Raw genomic sequence first — 15,199 nt, 5'->3', positions numbered from 1 at the left:
TTTCGCGGGGCGTGACGAGACGCTTGAATGGAACGGGGGCCCTCAGTGGCCCCCGTTTCCGTCCGGGGCCCTGGAAAACCGGGCGAGGGGAGGCTTGATGGCGCGCTGGGTCGAACCGATGGGGCTGCTGCATGGGCGCGGCGCTTTCGCTGCCGTTGCCGCCGGCGCCGCCCTGCCGCTGGAAGGCGGAGGGGCCGCCTTCACCCTGGTGCGGCTGATCGAGGACGGGCGGATCCTGGGGCTCATGCCGGCGGTGGAGACGCCGGAGGACTGGCAGGAGGCCGTGCTGGCCCTGACCCGCCAGCCCCAGCCCTTCGCCGGGCTGCCCGATGCCGCGAGCCTGGGCCGCCCGCTGGTGATGGGCGTGCTGAACGTCACGCCCGACAGCTTCTCGGATGGGGGGCGGCATTTCGACCCCCGCGCCGCGCTGATGGCGGCCCATGCCATGCTGGAGGCGGGGGCCGACATGATCGATGTGGGCGGGGAGAGCACCCGCCCCGGCGCGCCGCCCGTCGATCCGGAGACCGAGACCGCGCGCATCCTGCCCGTGATTCGCGAGATCGCGAAGGACGCGCCGGTGAGCGTGGACACGCGCCACGCCGCAACCATGCGCGCCGCCCTCGAGGCCGGGGCGGAGGTGGTGAACGACGTGACCGCCCTCCGCCACGATCCCGAGGCGCTTGCCGTGGTGGCCGAGGCCGGCTGCCCCGTGGTGCTGATGCACATGCCCGGCACGGACCCGGCGACCATGCAGCAGCACGCCGAATACGGCGACGTGGCGGTGGAGGTGGCGGCCTTCCTGGCCGGCCGCATCGCCGCCTGCGAGGCGGCCGGCATCCCGCGCCACCGGATCGCGGTGGATCCCGGCATCGGCTTCGGCAAGACCATGGACCATAACCTGGAACTGCTGGACCGCCTCCCGATCCTGCTCGGCCTGGGCTGCCCGGTCCTCGTTGGGGCGTCGCGCAAGCGCTTCATCGGCACCCTCTCCGGCGTCTCCTCACCAAGGGACCGGATGGCGGGCAGCGTCGGGGTCGCCGTGGCCGCGGCGTCCCGCGGGGCCGCGATGGTGCGGGTGCATGACGTGGCGGAGACGGTGGCCGCGCTGCGGCTCTGGCGTGCCTGCATTGCCGGCGCGCCGCAGGGGGCGGAGACCTGAGATGGGGGAGGGCCCGCGCCTCCTCGTCGTCGGAACCTCCAACAGCGTGGCGACCAGCGGGTATGTGAAGGCGCTGGTCGATGATCCCGGCTTCGACAGCGTCCACACCGCCTGCCTGGGCATGTGCCCGAGCGACCTCTACGCCTATCGCCGCCCCAGCTTCGACCCGCAGGATTTCGACATCGCCCTGCTCGACTTCGCCTGCAACGACGGGGCGCTGCTGGGTGGGCGGATGACGGATGAGGCGCGCATCGCCGATGCGGTCGGCTGGGCCGTCTCGGAGCTTTCCGCCGCCGGGTGCCTGCCGGTGCTGGTCATCCTGCCGATGGAGAATCTGCGGCCCCGGGGCGGCGCCATTCGCGCGCTCTATCGTGACCTGGCCAAGCGGCATGCGCTGCCCTTCCTCGACGGCTACGACTTCCTCAACCGCCTTGCCGGGCGCGAGGCCCCGCCCTTCCGCCTGTTTCGCGACAACATGCATCTGGAGCCCGCCGTGGCCGCCGTGCTCGGACGTCGCCTCGCCGGAACGCTTCCGCAGGCCTGGGCGGCGGCCCAGCCGGGCCCGATGGAATGGGAGAATGGCGCGCGCCTCGCCTTCCTGGAGCTGGCCCGGGCAGCGGAAGGACCGGTGCGGGTGACGACGCGCCAGACTGCGCTGATCGAGGCGCCCGTCGTGCTCATGGAAGGCGAGGGCACGCTCCGGATGCGGGTGGAGGAGGGGTGGGAGGTGATCTCGGTGGTCGCCGACTTCACCCTCTGCCGGGGCATCCTCGGCGTCAGCGGGACGGAGGAGACCCGCATCTTCCTCTCCCTCAAGGATGGCGGCACCCGAGAGGGTAAGCCCACCCTGGGCATCTGGCCTCTCGCGCGCGGGATCGGCCCACAGGACGGCGTGGTGCGGCTCGACCTCTTCCGGGACGGGCCGGTGGAGACGAACGCCTCGCGCAAGTCATCGCCGCTCCGGCCCGATGAGCAGCCAAGCCTAGCCCTGGCCGGCTTCGTCATCCGAAGGAAGCCGGAATTGCTGCGGATGCGCCGGTTCCTGCCAAAGGCGATGGACCTGACGGCGCTCATCCCCGACGAGAGCCTGGTGGGTGAGCGCGATGCGCTGGCGGGCGGGCGTCCGGAACGGGCCTCTTAGCGCCGCGCTCTTGTTCTGGGCTGGTGGTCTGTCCCGGGGAGAGGAAGGAGGAATTCTTCCTCTCCCCGGACCCGTCGAAGGCAGTGCCTTCGACCATCATCTTTTTCTGGAAGTTGGGAGGAACTCGGCTGACGGTGCGCCTGAGGTCGATGACCTCAGGCGACTGCAAGGGCAGGAAAGCACCCGCCCACCAGAGACCCCTTCGATCCGGGGCATCCACGGCAGTCAGACGGGTTCCAAGGGCCTCAGGCCCTTGGCGGGCGAGGGGCTGAGCCCTCTCTGGAATGCTACCTCCAGCGCCGCGTCAGGCCCGCCTGAAGCAGCCGCGCGGCGTAGGCGGCAAGGGCTCGGCGAGGGACATGCGGGGCTTCCGGTGGGGCTGCCGCGTTGGAGGGGCGAATTCGGGGCCGCAACGGTAGCGCTTGGCGGACCTCTGCCGCAGGCGGCATGGTTGCGCTAGACAGTCCGGATGAGCGGGGAGGCCAGGATGAGTGACGGCGCGAGGCGTCTCTTCGGCACGGACGGCATTCGGGGAGTGGCGAACCGCGCGCCGATGGATGCGGCCACGGCGCTGCGGCTGGGCCAGGCGGCCGGCCGCTTCTTCAACCGGGGGCAGCACCGCCACCGCGTGGTGATCGGCAAGGACACGCGGCTGTCCGGCTACATGCTGGAGCCGGCGCTGACGGCGGGCTTCGTGGGCGCGGGGATGGATGTCGTGCTGGTCGGGCCGCTGCCGACGCCGGCGATCGCGCTGCTGACGCGGAGCCTGCGCGCCGATCTCGGGGTGATGATCAGCGCCTCCCACAATCCCTTCGAGGATAACGGCATCAAGCTTTTCGGGCCGGACGGGCTGAAGCTGTCCGATGCGCAGGAAGGGGAGATCGAGGCGCTGATGGGGGGCGACCTCGCGGGCGCCCTGGCCATGCCGCGCCGCCTCGGCCGCGCCTCCCGGCTGGAGGACGCGCCGGGCCGCTACATCGAGGCGGTGAAGGCGAGCTTCTCGCGCGGGCGGAGCCTGGAGGGGCTGCGCATCGTCGTCGATTGCGCGCATGGCGCGGCCTACAAGGTGGCGCCGACTGTGCTGTGGGAGCTTGGCGCCGAAGTGGTTTCGATCGGCGTGGCGCCAGACGGCTTCAACATCAACGAGGGTTGCGGCAGCACCGCGCCGGGCGCGCTCGCGGCGCTGGTGCGGGAGCGGCGGGCCGATCTGGGCATTGCCCTGGATGGCGACGCGGACCGGCTGGTGCTGGTGGACGAGACCGGGGCGGTGGTGGATGGCGACCAGATCCTCGCGCTGATCGCTTCCTCCTGGGCGGCGGAGGGCAAGCTGCGAGGGGGCGGGGTGGTGGCCACCGTCATGTCCAATCTCGGCCTGGAACGCTTTCTTCAGACGAAAGGCCTTACCCTGCACCGGACGAAGGTGGGGGACCGCTACGTGGGTGAGGCGATGCGGGAGCGGGGCTGCAACCTCGGCGGCGAGCAATCGGGGCATGTGATCCTTTCGGACCACGGTACGACGGGAGACGGGCTGGTGGCTGCCCTGCAGGTGCTTTCCGTGCTCGTGGAGGAGAAGCGGCCGGCGAGCGAGATGCTGCGCCGCTTCGCGCCCCTGCCGCAGAAGTTGGTGAATGTCCGCTTCGCCGGAGGGGCGCCGCTGAAGGATGAGCGCGTGGTGGAGGCGATCGCCGCGGCCGAGGCGGAGCTGGGCGCGCGCGGGCGCGTGCTGATCCGCCCGAGCGGCACCGAGCCGCTGATCCGCGTGATGGTGGAGGCGGAGGAGGAGGCGCTGGTGCAATCGCTCACCGCACGGCTGGCTGAGGTGATCCGCACCGCCTCCGCCGTCCCAGCCCGGGCGGCCGCCGAATGAAGGGTCGGGTGCTGATCGTCGCCGGGTCCGATTCCGGCGGCGGGGCGGGAATCCAGGCCGATATCAAGGCGGTCACGGCCCTGGGTGGCTATGCCGCGACCGCCGTCACGGCGCTGACCGCGCAGGACACCCAGGGCGTGCGCGCGGTGCATCCCGTGCCGCTCGACTTCCTGCGGCTGCAGATCCGCATGTCGCTCGAGGATATCGGGGCGGATTGCATCAAGACCGGCATGCTGGCCGATGCCGCGACCATCGACACGGTCTGCGATGCACTGGCCGGCTGCGGCATTCCGCTGGTCGCCGATCCCGTCATGGTCGCCAAGGGCGGCGCGCCGCTGCTGGCGCCGGAGGCGGTGGAGACGCTGAAGCGGCGGCTGATGCCGCTGGCGACGATCCTGACACCGAATCTGCCGGAGGCGGAGGTGCTCTCCGGCATGAGGATTCCGGATTTCGAGACGATGACCCATGCGGCCGAGCTGCTGATGACGCTGGGCGTCCCGGCCGTGCTGCTGAAGGGCGGCCATTTTGAGGGGCCGGTGCTGCGGGACGTGCTGGCGACCGAGGAGGGGATCGAGATCTTCGAAAGCCCCCGGATCGAGACGCGGCACACGCATGGGACGGGCTGCACCCTGGCCTCGGCCATCGCGACGGGCCTCGCGCAGGGGATGGCGCTGCGGGATGCAGTGGCGCGGGGGCGGGCCTATGTGGCGGCCGCGATCCGCGCCGCCCCGGGCTTCGGCCGGGGCCACGGGCCGCTGGACCACGGCGTCACGGTGGATCCGGCACGGGTCGCCGCCCTGGGGTGAGGGCAGTCAGGGGCGGATGAGGCGCTTCTCGTCCGCATCCGCCGGGTCCTCCACCCAGCCCTCCACATAGGAGACGCGGATCGCGGCCATCGCCGCGGCCGCGATCGGCGCCGCGAGCAGCACGCCGAGGAAGCCGAGCCCGGTGCCGAACAGCGCCTGGGCGCCCAGCAGCACGGCGGGCGGCACGTCCGAGGACTGCTTCTGCACCATCGGCGTCAGGAAATTGCCCTCGATGTTCTGGACCGCGAGGAACAGGGCGATCACCCAGGGCACGAGCGAGGGGTCCGCCGAGGCCGCGATCAGCATCGCGGGGACGCAGCCAATCACCGGCCCGATATAGGGCATGAAGCCGAAGATCGCGGTGAGGATCGAGAGAAAACCGGCCAGCGGCACGCCCAGTGCCCAGAGGCCGATGAAGGTCAGCACGCCGCTGACCACCATGGCGAACATCTGCCCCAGCAGCCAGCCGCGCAGGGAATTCGCCATGGCGTTGAGCGTCGCCTCCGCCCGCGGCCGCATCCCGGGAGAGAGCAGGGCGAGCGCGCCGCTGCGGTACAGGGTGGGATCGGCGCCGATATAGAGGCCGAGCAGCAGGACGAGCACGATGTTGCCGAGCGCGCCCAACGTGCCCCAGGCGCCCTGGAGCGCGACATTGGCCGCCGCCTGGGCATTGGGCGTCATCGCCTCGGGCGAGGCGTGCTGCTTTAGCCAGTCCCCGCCCGGAAGCCCCTCCAGTAGGCTGGCCACGCTTTGCAACACGCGGGGCGCGGCCTGCACGAATTCCCGCGCCTGGTTCGCGATGGTGTTGAAGCCGAGCCAGGCGAGCAAGCCGATGACGAGCAGCGCGACGAAGGCGACGATCATCACGCCCCAATGCGGGGCCATGCCGAAATACCGCGCCAGCGGCACGCCGGCCGCGCGCAGAGCCACGGCCAGCAGGCAGCCGGCGAAGACGATGAGCACCACATCGGGCGCAAACCAGCCGAGCAGCGCGACGGCCGCCAAGAGGATGAGAAGGGTGGCGGTGTCGTGTCGCATCCCCGGCGCAACGAGGCGGCGTAGGGTGAGTTGCCGGGCGCTCCCTGATGCAGCCGGGCTTTTGTTCTGATTTGTTGGTCTGCCCCGGGGAGAGGAAGAAGGAATTCTTCCTCTCCCCGGACCCGTCGAAGGCAGTGCCTTCGACCCATCATCTTTTTCTGGAAGTTTGGAATCACGGGGCTGACGGTGCGCCGGAGGTCATCGACCTCAGGCGACTGCAAAGGCAGGAATGCCACCCTTCAACAAGAGACCCCGCTGATCCAGGGTATCCACGGCAGTCAGACGGGGTTCCAAGGGCCTCAGGCCCTTGGCGGGTGGAGGGAGGAGCCCTCAAGGGATGCCAGGATAAGCCGGAATTCCCGCAGAACGGCATGGATCCCGCTTCGCTTGACCGCGGCGCCGGGCGGGGGCTAGGGCCGCTGAGCCTCTGCCGGATCCGCGGCGCGGGCTTTCGGCGAGAGGTGTGCCCATGGCCGCAGCGACCACCGACCTGAACGCGGCCCGGCCGCAGGCGCGCCCCGCCAACCCGCATTTCTCCTCCGGCCCCTGCGCCAAGCGGCCGGGCTGGTCGCTCGCCGCGCTGGAGGGCGCCATGCTCGGGCGCAGCCATCGCGCGAAGGAGCCGAAGGCGCGCATCGCCGAGGTGATCGAGCGTTCGCGCGCCCTGCTGAGCATGCCGGCGGATTGGCGGCTGGGCGTCGTTCCGGCTTCCGACACCGGCGCGGTGGAGATGGTGCTGTGGTCCGCGCTGGGCGCGCGGGGCGTGGATGTGCTGGTCTGGGAAAGCTTCTCCAAGGAATGGGCGCAGGACATCGCGACCCAGCTGAAGCTGGCGGATGTGCGGATCCGCGAGGCCGATTACGGCAAGCTCCCGCCGCTCGACCCCGTGGCACCGGATCGGGACGTGGTCTTCGTCTGGAACGGCACGACCAGCGGCGTGCGGCTGGCGCATGCGGATTTCATCAGCGATGCGCGGGAGGGGCTCGCCATCTGCGACGCGACCTCGGCCGCCTTCGCCATGCGCCTGCCCTGGGACAAGCTCGATGTCGTCACCTGGTCCTGGCAGAAGGTGCTGGGCGGCGAGGCTGCGCATGGGATGCTCGCGCTCTCGCCGCGCGCGGTCGCGCGGCTGGAATCCTTCGACGCCGGGCGGCCTCTGCCCAAGATTATGCGCCTGACCAAGGGCGGCAGGCTGATCGAGGGAATCTTCCAGGGCGACACGATCAACACCCCCTCCATGCTCTGCGTGGAGGATGCGCTGGACGGGCTGCGCTGGGCGGAATCCATCGGCGGGCTGGATGCGCTGATCGCCCGTTCCGAGGCCAATCTCGCCGCCGTCGCCGACTGGGTCTCGGGCAGCGGCTGGGCGGATTTCCTTGCCGAGGATCCCGCCACGCGCTCCTGCACCTCCATCTGCCTGAAGATCACCGTGCCATGGTTCACCGCCATGGATGCCGCAGGCCAGGCCCGCGCGGCGAAGCGGCTGGCGGCCATCCTCGAGGAGGAGGGAGTCGCGCTCGACATCGCCTCCTACCGCGATGCCCCGCCGGGCCTGCGGATCTGGGGCGGCGCGACGGTGGAGACCTCCGATATCCAGGCCCTCCTGCCCTGGCTGGACTGGGCCTTCGCGGAACTGGCGCTCGAGCTGGCGCATCAGGAGGCGAGCCCGGCGGGCTGAGCTGCTGGAACCTTCCGGCTTCCGGAGGGTTCCGCTCCCGGTTCCAACCGGGAGGATGACCTTGGCCGCCAGCTTCAGCACCGATGTGCCGAACCGCCTGGATCGGCTGCCCTGGTCACGATTCCACTGGCTGGTGGTCATCGCGCTCGGCGTGACCTGGGTGCTGGACGGGCTGGAGGTGACGCTGGTTGGCTCCCTCGCCGGCGCCATCAAGGACAGCCCGCGGCTGCGGCTGACCGAGACCGAGGTCGGCCTGACGGCCTCGGCCTATCTTCTCGGCGCCGTATTCGGCGCTCTGTTCTTCGGCTGGCTGACGGACCGGCTGGGGCGGAAGAAGCTCTTCACCCTGACGGTGCTGGTCTATCTGGTCGCCACCATCGCCACGGGCTTCTCCTGGGACTTCTGGTCCTTCGCGGTCTTCCGCTTCTTCACCGGGGCGGGGATCGGCGGCGAGTATTCGGCGGTGAACTCCGCCATCCAGGAACTGATCCCGGCGCGCCGGCGGGGCACGACGGACCTGGCGGTGAACGGCACCTTTTGGGGCGGGGCGGCGATCGGCGCGGCCTCCTCCCTGCTGCTGCTGGACCCCGCGGTGATCGACCCTGAGCTGGGCTGGCGCTTGGCCTTCGGCGTAGGCGGGGCGCTCTCGATCTCCGTGCTCTTCCTCCGCCGCTTCATCCCGGAAAGCCCGCGCTGGCTGATGACCCATGGGCGCCGCGAGGAGGCGGAGCGGATCGTGGGCGACATCGAGGCCTGGGTGGAGCGCGAGAAGGGACCGCTGCCGCCCGTGCAGGGCCGCCCCATCACCATCGACCCGCGCACCCACACCACGCTGGGCGAGGTGGCGGTGACGATGTTCCGCACCTATCCCCGCCGCTCCGTGCTGGGCATCGTCCTCATGGCCTGCCAGGCCTTCTGCTACAACGCCGTGTTCTTCACCTACGCGCTGGTGCTGACGCGCTTCTACGGCATCCCTTCGGCGCATATCGGCTGGTTCATGCTGCCCTTCGCGCTGGGCAACCTCGCGGGCCCCCTCATCCTCGGGCATTTCTTCGACACGATCGGGCGGCGCATCATGATCACCGCCACCTACGGCATCGCCGGCGTGCTGATGGCGGCCACCGGCTTCGCCTTCGCGCAGGGCTGGCTTTCCGCCTGGGAGCAGACGGCGGCCTGGACGGTGATCTTCTTCTTCGCCTCCGCCGCCGCCTCCGCCGCCTATCTCACGGTGGGCGAGAGCTTTCCGCTGGAGATGCGGGCCATGGGCATCGCGCTGTTCTACGCCTTCGGCACGCTGGTCGGCGGGGTGGTGGGGCCGGCCCTGTTCGGTGCGCTGATCGAGGGCGGGCAGCGCACGGACATCATGTGGGGCTATCTGCTCGGCGCCGCGCTGATGCTGGTGGCGGCGGGGACGGAGTGGAAGCTCGGTTTCGCGGCCGAGGGCAAGTCGCTGGAGGATGTGGCGCGGCCCCTCTCGCAATCCGGGGACTAGCCCCGGGCGCGAGGGCAAGCGGCGGCCTCCCAGCTAGCCGCGCCGCGCGGCCAGCCCGGCGGCCAGCGCGGCCGCCAGGGCCTGGCTGGCCATCCACCAGGCCTGCCAGACGCCGAAGGAGGCGGTGAAGGTGACGGCGGCGGAGGCGAGGACGCCGATGGCCACCGGCGCCGCGCCCCAGCCCATCCCCAGCACCGCGAGGGCTGCGAGGGCGAGGCCGATCCAGCCCAGTTCGAGCCAGATCTGCAACGCGCCGTTATGCGGGTGCAGGGAAAGGCGCTCGACGCCGGGGGTGAGGAGCCAGGCGCGGTGGCCCTCCGGCGTCACGCCCAGCCGGGCCATGGATTCACGGGAGGGGTTGTCGCGCCCGCCGGGCAGGTTGCGGCTGGCCTCCATGCCCCAGCCGAGCACGGGCCTCTCGGCCGCGCGTTCCAGGGCGAAGTCCCAGATCAGCATGCGATGCAGGGCGGAAAGCGGCGCGCGGGCCGCGATCTCCGGCCGCAGGGTCTGGGGAATCAGGAAGGGGGCGGCGAGCAGGCCGCCGGCCAGGAGGAGCGCGATGAGGCAGGCGACCGGCCGCCCGCCGAGGCTGGCCAGGGCGGCGGCCGCGAAGCCGGCGAGCGCGGCGAGCTTGGGCGTGTCGCCGGGCAGGAGCAGGATGGCCCCCGTGCCGGCGGCCAGCAGCAGCCAGCGCCAGGGCGCGGGCAGGCGGAGCCGCAGGAGCAGCGGCAGGAAGAGCGCCATGACCGAGGCGGCGGGCTTGAGGCCGAATTCGAGGCCAGGGCGGGTCTCGGGCAGGCCGCGGACGGTGGCGCGGACCCATTGGCCCGTCGCGTGGTCGAGCAGCGCCAGGGCGAGGCCGAAGGCGAGGCCGCCGAGGATGCACCAGGTGAGGGTCCGGCGCGCCGTGAGGGTTTCCTCCTCCACGATCACCGCGCCGGCCGTGCCGAGCAGGGCGAGGGCGGCGAGGGTGCCGGCAGAGGACAGGGCCCAGCGCGTATCGGGCGCCCAGAGCGCGGAAAGGGCGCCCCAGGCGGCCAGGGCCAGCAGGGGCAGCAGGGCCGGGCCGCCGGGGATAGGCCAGTGCCCCCTTTCCCGACGGTGCGCGATCACGGCGAGCAGCAGGGCGACGATGGCGATGGGCGCCATGGCCTTGGATTGCAGCACGGCCGCGCCGGGCGCGACGGCGGCCGCGACCTGAAGCGGCAGGGTGGCCGCCATGTACCAGCGCCGGGGCGGCCCGCGATGCAGGGCGCCGGGGCCGGGGCGGTCGTCGAACTCGCTGGCGCGATGGTCGCCCGCGGCGGCGCGTGGCCGGATGTCGGGAGAGGCGGCGCGGGGCGCCATGCGGGTCCTCGGCGGTTTCGGTTGGAGTTCTGTTCCGGGGGCGGCTTCTACCCCTGCCGGGGAGCGGGCCCAAGACCGTGCGTGCATGCGATTTCCGTGGCAAGCCGGCGTCATGACCGAGAGGACGCGATACGGGGGGCGCTGGGCGCTGGTTCTGGTGGCGATCGCGCTCGCGATGGGGGCGGTGCTGCTGGCGATGGGCCGGCTGCCGATCTGCGCCTGCGGCATGGTGGAGTTGTGGCATGGGGCGGTGAACAGCGCGGGGAACTCCCAGCACCTCGCGGACTGGTACGCGCCCTCGCATGTGGTTCACGGGCTGCTCTTCTACGGCTTGTTCCGCTGGGCGGCGCCGGGGGCCTCGCTGGGCGCACGGGCCGCCCTGGCCGCGCTGCTGGAGGCGGCCTGGGAGATCGCCGAGAACACGCCGATGGTGATCGACCGCTACCGGGAGGCGACGGCGGCGCTGGGCTACACCGGCGACAGCGTGGTGAACTCGCTCGCCGATCTCGGCTTCATGCTGGCGGGCTTCGCCCTGGCGGCGCGGCTGCCCTGGTGGGGCACGGTGCTGTTCGGGCTCGGGCTGGAACTGCTCGCCCTGGCCGCCATCCGGGACAACCTGACGCTCAACGTGCTCATGCTGCTGTGGCCCGTGCCGGCCATCCGGGACTGGCAGGCGGCGCTGCCGGGTTGACCAGGCCCCCGGGCGGGGGCCGGGCCAGGGTGGTCAGGGATTCCCGGAACCGCCGGAGGCGCCGAGGACCTGGCCGGTGGTGAAGCTGGATTCCTGGCTGGCCAGCAGGACATAGATGGGCGCGATCTCCACAGGCTGCCCGGGGCGGCCCATGGGCGTGTCCCCGCCGAACTGTTCCAGATTCTCCTGCGTCTGCCCGCCGGAGGGCTGCAGCGCGGTCCAATACGGCCCTGGCGCGACGGCGTTCACGCGGATGCCCTTCGGCGCGAGCTGCTTGGCGAGCGACTTGGCGAAGACGACGTTGCAGGCCTTGGTCTGCGCATAGTCGAACAGCGCGGCCGAGGGCTCATAGGCCTGGACCGAGGCGGTGATGATGATCGAGGCGCCAGGCTTTAGATGCGGCAGCGCTGCCTTGGTGATCCAGAAGGGCGCGTAGACATTGGTCTTGAAGGTCCAGTCGAAGAATTCGGTGGTGAGTTCGTCGAGCGAGGGCAGGGTGTGCTGGCGCCCGGCATTGTTCACCAGGATGTCGAGGCCGCCGAGCTCGCGCACCGCATTATCCACCATCTGGCGGCAGAAGGCCTCGTCCCGGATGTCACCGGGCAGGGCGACGGCCTTGCGGCCCTCCTTGCGGATGAGGTCCAGCACCTCCTCGGCATCCGGCTGCTCCTGCGGCAGGTAGCCGATGGCGACATCCGCGCCTTCCCGCGCGAAGGCGATCGCGGCCGCCCGGCCGATGCCGGAATCGCCGCCCGTGACCAGCGCCTTGCGCCCGGCGAGGCGGCCGGAGCCGCGATAGCTCGTTTCCCCATGGTCCGGGCGCGGGTTCATCTGGCCGGCGAGGCCGGGCCAGTCCTGCGGCTGCCGGATGAAGGGGGGCTTGGGATACACGCCGCGCGGGTCGCGCGGCTGCACCAGCGGGCCGGGCGTCGCGGTGGCGGTGGCGCTGCTGCCGGCCTGGCTGCTGCCCTGGGCGCCCCCTTGGGCGAAGGCGGGGGCCGCGGCCGCCATGGCGGCGGCGCCGGCGGTCACGCCGCCCATGATCTGGCGGCGTGAGGGCGCGCCGTGCTGCGTCTCGTCCATGCGGGGTCTCCTGTATCCGGTGGGGCGCCGCGTGGCGCCCGGCAAGCTTGGGGCGGTTCGGGGGGCGGCGGCCTGGTGCCGGCCGGCGCCGAAGGGGGTGGCGCGCTGTGCCGGGGGCGCCTCGGCACCAAGCCGGCGGGGCTGGAACCCGGCGGGGCTGGAACACGGCGCGGCGGCGCTTGGTTTCGCTTGCTCCCGGAGGCTTCACCGTTCCCCTCGGCCCGCAGCCGGGCCATGGTGGCGGGATGGTCGAGATCAAGCCGCACGCCGCCCATTGGGGCTATTTCGATGCCGTGGTGGAAGACGGGCGCGTGGTCGGCACGCGGCCCTTCGCGCGGGACCCGTTCCCCGGCTCCCTGACCCAGGGGGTGCCGGACCTCGTTCACGCGCCCTGCCGGATCGACCGCCCCTATGTGCGCCAAGGATGGCTGCAGGGGCGCCGGATGGGCGCCGCGCGCGGGCAGGACCGCTTCGTGCCGGTATCCTGGGACCGGGCGACGCGGCTGGTGGCCGAGGAGCTGGCGCGGGTGCGGGCGGAGCATGGCGACGCCTCCATCCTCGGCGGGTCCTATGGCTGGTCCTCCGCGGGGCGGTTCCACCATGCGCGCAGCCAGCTGCAGCGTTTCCTCGCGCTGGGCGGCGGCTTCACCGCGCAGGCGACGAACTATTCCTACGGCGCGGGCATGACGCTGATGCCGCATGTGCTCGGCACCAACGACCCCGTTACCGGGCCGGCGACGCACTGGCGCAGCATCGTGAAGCATGCGCGGCTGATGCTGTGCTTCGGCGGGCTGCCGCTGAAGAACGGGCTGGTGACGGCGGGCGGCGGCGGCGCCCATGAATACGTGCCGATGATGAAGGCCGCCGTCGAGGCCGGGCTGCGCTTCGTGAATATCGGCCCGGATCGCGGGGCGGCGGCGGATTTCCTCGGCGCGCAATGGGTGCCGATCCGGCCCGGCGGCGATGCGGCGATGATCCTGGCGATGATCCAGGCGATCGTCGCGGCGGGGCTGGAGGACCGGGACTTCCTCGCCCGCTGCACCGTCGGCTGGGAGCGGCTGCGCGCCTATGTGATGGGCGAGGCGGAGGACGGCGTGGCGAAGACGCCGGAATGGGCGGCGCCGCTCTGCGACGTGCCGGCGGACACCATCCGCGCGCTGGCGCTGGAGGCGGCGGCGATGCCGACCATGCTGACCGCCACCTGGTCCGTGCAGCGGGCGGAGCATGGCGAGCAGCCCTGGTGGGCGCTGGTGGGGCTGGCGAGCGCGCTCGGCGGGATCGGCAAGCCCGGCCTCGGCGTCGCCTTCGGCTATGGCAGCATCAACGGCATGGGCACCTCCCGCCGCGAGCTGCCCAGCGTGAACCTGCCCGCCACGCGCAACCCCGTGCGCACCGCCATCCCCGTCGCGCGCGTGACGGAGCTGCTGGAGCGGCCGGGGGAGGTGATGCGCTATAACGGGCGGGACATCCCCCTGCCGGACACGCGCATGGTGTTCTGGACCGGCGGCAACCCCTTCCACCATCACCAGGACCTGAACCGGCTGGCGCGCGCCTTCTCCCGCATGGAGACGATCGTCGTCTCCGAGCCATGGTGGACCGCGGTCGCGCGGCAGGCCGATATCGTGCTGCCGGCGACGACGACGCTGGAGCGCAACGACATCGCCAGCTCCTCGCGCGACCGCTTCGTGCGCGCCATGCACCAGGCCGTGCCACCGCAGGGCCAGGCGCGCAACGACCACGACATCTTCGCCGACATGGCGGACGCGCTGGGCTATCGCGAGCGCTTCACCGAGCAGCGGGACGAAGGCGCCTGGCTGCGCCACCTCTACGACCGCTTCCGCCGGGCCTGCGCGAGCCTCGGCGAGGATGTCCCCGATTTCGATCGCTTCTGGGCGGAGGGCCATATCGAGTTCGCGCCGCCGGAGAGCGACTTCGTCTCCTTCCAGGATTTCGCGCGCGACCCCGCCGCCGCGCCGCTCGCCACGCCCTCGGGCAAGGTGGAACTGTATTCGGAGACCATCGCCGGCTTCGGCGACGAGGGCGTGCCGGGCCATGCGGTGTGGAAGACGCCGCGCGAATGGCTGGGCGGGGACCTCTCGCGGCACCCGCTGCACCTCCTCTCGGACCAGCCGGCGACGCGCCTGCACGGTCAGCTCGACCCCGCGCGCGTGGCAAAGGCCAGCAAGATCCAGGGGCGCGAGCCGATCCGCATGAACCCCGCCGATGCCGCGGCGCGCGGGCTGCGCGACGGTCAGGTCGTGCGCGTGTTCAACGACCGCGGCGCCTGCCTGGGCGGGCTGGTGGTGACGGAGGCGCTGCGGCCCGGCGTCGTCGCAATGTCCACCGGCGCGTGGTGGGACCCGCAGGAAACCGAGGCCGGACCGCTCTGCGTGCACGGCAACCCGAACGTGCTGACCCAGGATGTCGGCACCTCGCCCCTGGGCCAGGGATGCGCGGCACAATCCTGCCTCGTGCAGGTGGAAGCCTGGACCGGGCCGCTGCCGGATGTGCGGGTGCACCAGCCGCCGGAGATCGTGGAGGTGGTGTGAGGGTAGAGGAGGGCTCCGCCCTCGACCCGCCAAGGGCCTGAGGCCCTTGGAACCCCGTCTGACTGCCGTGGATACCGTTGACCGGCGGGGTCTCTGGCTTCGAGGTGCCCTTCCTGCCTCTGCAGTCGGCTGAGGTCTGAGACCTCAGGCACACCGGCAGCCGAGTGACTCCAGACTTGAAGAAAAAGATGATGGGTCGAAGGCACTGCCTTCGACGGGGCCGGGGAGAGGAAGAATTCCTTCTTCCTCTCCCCGGGACAGGCCAGCAGGGGCCCGTCACCGATCTGTCACCCCACCGTCATCCCCGCTACGCCGCACCCGCCTATGAGCGCGCCGTCGAGCCGGGGG

At 71.7% G+C, this 15,199-nt stretch carries 11 protein-coding genes; 8 read left to right on the top strand and 3 right to left on the bottom strand.

The genetic code is table 11. From position 1 onward, the window contains the following. The first annotated feature begins 97 nt into the window (after positions 1 to 97). From folP to thiD, 4 genes are all read left to right on the top strand, one after another. Positions 98 to 1,159, top strand: coding sequence for a dihydropteroate synthase (gene folP / locus BUB97_RS13820; RefSeq protein WP_073135684.1), 1,062 nt, complete (start codon positions 98 to 100; stop codon positions 1,157 to 1,159). A gap of 1 nt (position 1,160) precedes the next feature. Further along, complete coding sequence (locus BUB97_RS13815) at positions 1,161 to 2,300, top strand: SGNH/GDSL hydrolase family protein (protein ID WP_073135683.1); 1,140 nt, start codon at positions 1,161 to 1,163, stop codon at positions 2,298 to 2,300. A gap of 487 nt (positions 2,301 to 2,787) precedes the next feature. Further along, the gene (gene glmM / locus BUB97_RS13810; RefSeq protein WP_073135682.1) at positions 2,788 to 4,167 is read left to right on the top strand and encodes a phosphoglucosamine mutase; all 1,380 of its coding nucleotides are present in this window, start codon (positions 2,788 to 2,790) and stop codon (positions 4,165 to 4,167) included. Next, positions 4,164 to 4,973 (top strand): bifunctional hydroxymethylpyrimidine kinase/phosphomethylpyrimidine kinase, encoded by an 810-nt coding sequence (thiD, locus tag BUB97_RS13805; protein WP_073135681.1) that lies wholly within the window; start codon positions 4,164 to 4,166, stop codon positions 4,971 to 4,973. The genes glmM and thiD overlap by 4 nt, the downstream gene beginning before the upstream one ends. Before the next feature lie 6 nt (positions 4,974 to 4,979). Here thiD and BUB97_RS13800 read toward each other — a convergent pair whose 3' ends face one another. After that, complete coding sequence (locus BUB97_RS13800; RefSeq protein ID WP_073135679.1) at positions 4,980 to 6,011, bottom strand: AI-2E family transporter; 1,032 nt, start codon at positions 6,009 to 6,011, stop codon at positions 4,980 to 4,982. A 469-nt stretch (positions 6,012 to 6,480) separates the two neighbouring features. On the opposite strand from BUB97_RS13800, the gene BUB97_RS13795 reads away from it, so the two are divergent. Then, on the top strand, positions 6,481 to 7,689 hold the full coding sequence (locus BUB97_RS13795) for a phosphoserine transaminase (protein ID WP_073135677.1): 1,209 nt from the start codon (positions 6,481 to 6,483) through the stop codon (positions 7,687 to 7,689). A 55-nt stretch (positions 7,690 to 7,744) separates the two neighbouring features. After that, entirely contained in the window at positions 7,745 to 9,181 is a 1,437-nt protein-coding gene (locus BUB97_RS13790; protein WP_073135675.1) for an MFS transporter, read from the top strand. Between the two features lie 33 nt (positions 9,182 to 9,214). On the opposite strand, the gene BUB97_RS13785 is transcribed toward BUB97_RS13790, so the two are convergent. Further along, complete coding sequence (locus BUB97_RS13785; protein ID WP_073135672.1) at positions 9,215 to 10,528, bottom strand: O-antigen ligase family protein; 1,314 nt, start codon at positions 10,526 to 10,528, stop codon at positions 9,215 to 9,217. Between the two features lie 112 nt (positions 10,529 to 10,640). Between BUB97_RS13785 and BUB97_RS13780 the strand changes: the two genes are divergently transcribed. Then, positions 10,641 to 11,219, top strand: coding sequence for a DUF2585 family protein (locus BUB97_RS13780; RefSeq protein WP_073135670.1), 579 nt, complete (start codon positions 10,641 to 10,643; stop codon positions 11,217 to 11,219). 33 nt (positions 11,220 to 11,252) lie between these two features. Here BUB97_RS13780 and BUB97_RS13775 read toward each other — a convergent pair whose 3' ends face one another. Continuing rightward, positions 11,253 to 12,302 (bottom strand): SDR family oxidoreductase, encoded by a 1,050-nt coding sequence (locus BUB97_RS13775; protein WP_086062189.1) that lies wholly within the window; start codon positions 12,300 to 12,302, stop codon positions 11,253 to 11,255. Between the two features lie 245 nt (positions 12,303 to 12,547). Between BUB97_RS13775 and BUB97_RS13770 the strand changes: the two genes are divergently transcribed. Further along, positions 12,548 to 14,851 carry a molybdopterin-dependent oxidoreductase gene (locus BUB97_RS13770; RefSeq protein WP_073135803.1) on the top strand — a complete coding sequence of 768 codons (2,304 nt, stop codon included), beginning with the start codon at positions 12,548 to 12,550 and terminating at the stop codon, positions 14,849 to 14,851. Positions 14,852 to 15,199 lie beyond the last annotated feature (348 nt).

Source organism: Muricoccus roseus (assembly GCF_900141905.1).
GTDB lineage: Bacteria > Pseudomonadota > Alphaproteobacteria > Acetobacterales > Acetobacteraceae > Roseomonas > Roseomonas rosea.
The sequence above is the reverse complement of the archived record's forward strand: the minus strand, read 5'-3'. Positions and strand labels throughout refer to the sequence as shown.

Excerpts from the sequence above, each read along its gene's own strand:
- BUB97_RS13785 (WP_073135672.1), bottom strand. The coding sequence starts at position 10,528 with ATGGCGCCCCGCGCCGCCTCTCCCGACATCCGGCCACGCGCCGCCGCG.
- BUB97_RS13795 (WP_073135677.1), top strand. The coding sequence starts at position 6,481 with ATGGCCGCAGCGACCACCGACCTGAACGCGGCCCGGCCGCAGGCGCGC.
- folP (WP_073135684.1), top strand. The coding sequence starts at position 98 with ATGGCGCGCTGGGTCGAACCGATGGGGCTGCTGCATGGGCGCGGCGCT.
- BUB97_RS13790 (WP_073135675.1), top strand. The coding sequence starts at position 7,745 with ATGACCTTGGCCGCCAGCTTCAGCACCGATGTGCCGAACCGCCTGGAT.
- thiD (WP_073135681.1), top strand. The coding sequence starts at position 4,164 with ATGAAGGGTCGGGTGCTGATCGTCGCCGGGTCCGATTCCGGCGGCGGG.
- BUB97_RS13780 (WP_073135670.1), top strand. The coding sequence starts at position 10,641 with ATGACCGAGAGGACGCGATACGGGGGGCGCTGGGCGCTGGTTCTGGTG.
- BUB97_RS13775 (WP_086062189.1), bottom strand. The coding sequence starts at position 12,302 with ATGGACGAGACGCAGCACGGCGCGCCCTCACGCCGCCAGATCATGGGC.
- glmM (WP_073135682.1), top strand. The coding sequence starts at position 2,788 with ATGAGTGACGGCGCGAGGCGTCTCTTCGGCACGGACGGCATTCGGGGA.
- BUB97_RS13770 (WP_073135803.1), top strand. The coding sequence starts at position 12,548 with ATGGTCGAGATCAAGCCGCACGCCGCCCATTGGGGCTATTTCGATGCC.
- BUB97_RS13815 (WP_073135683.1), top strand. The coding sequence starts at position 1,161 with ATGGGGGAGGGCCCGCGCCTCCTCGTCGTCGGAACCTCCAACAGCGTG.
- BUB97_RS13800 (WP_073135679.1), bottom strand. The coding sequence starts at position 6,011 with ATGCGACACGACACCGCCACCCTTCTCATCCTCTTGGCGGCCGTCGCG.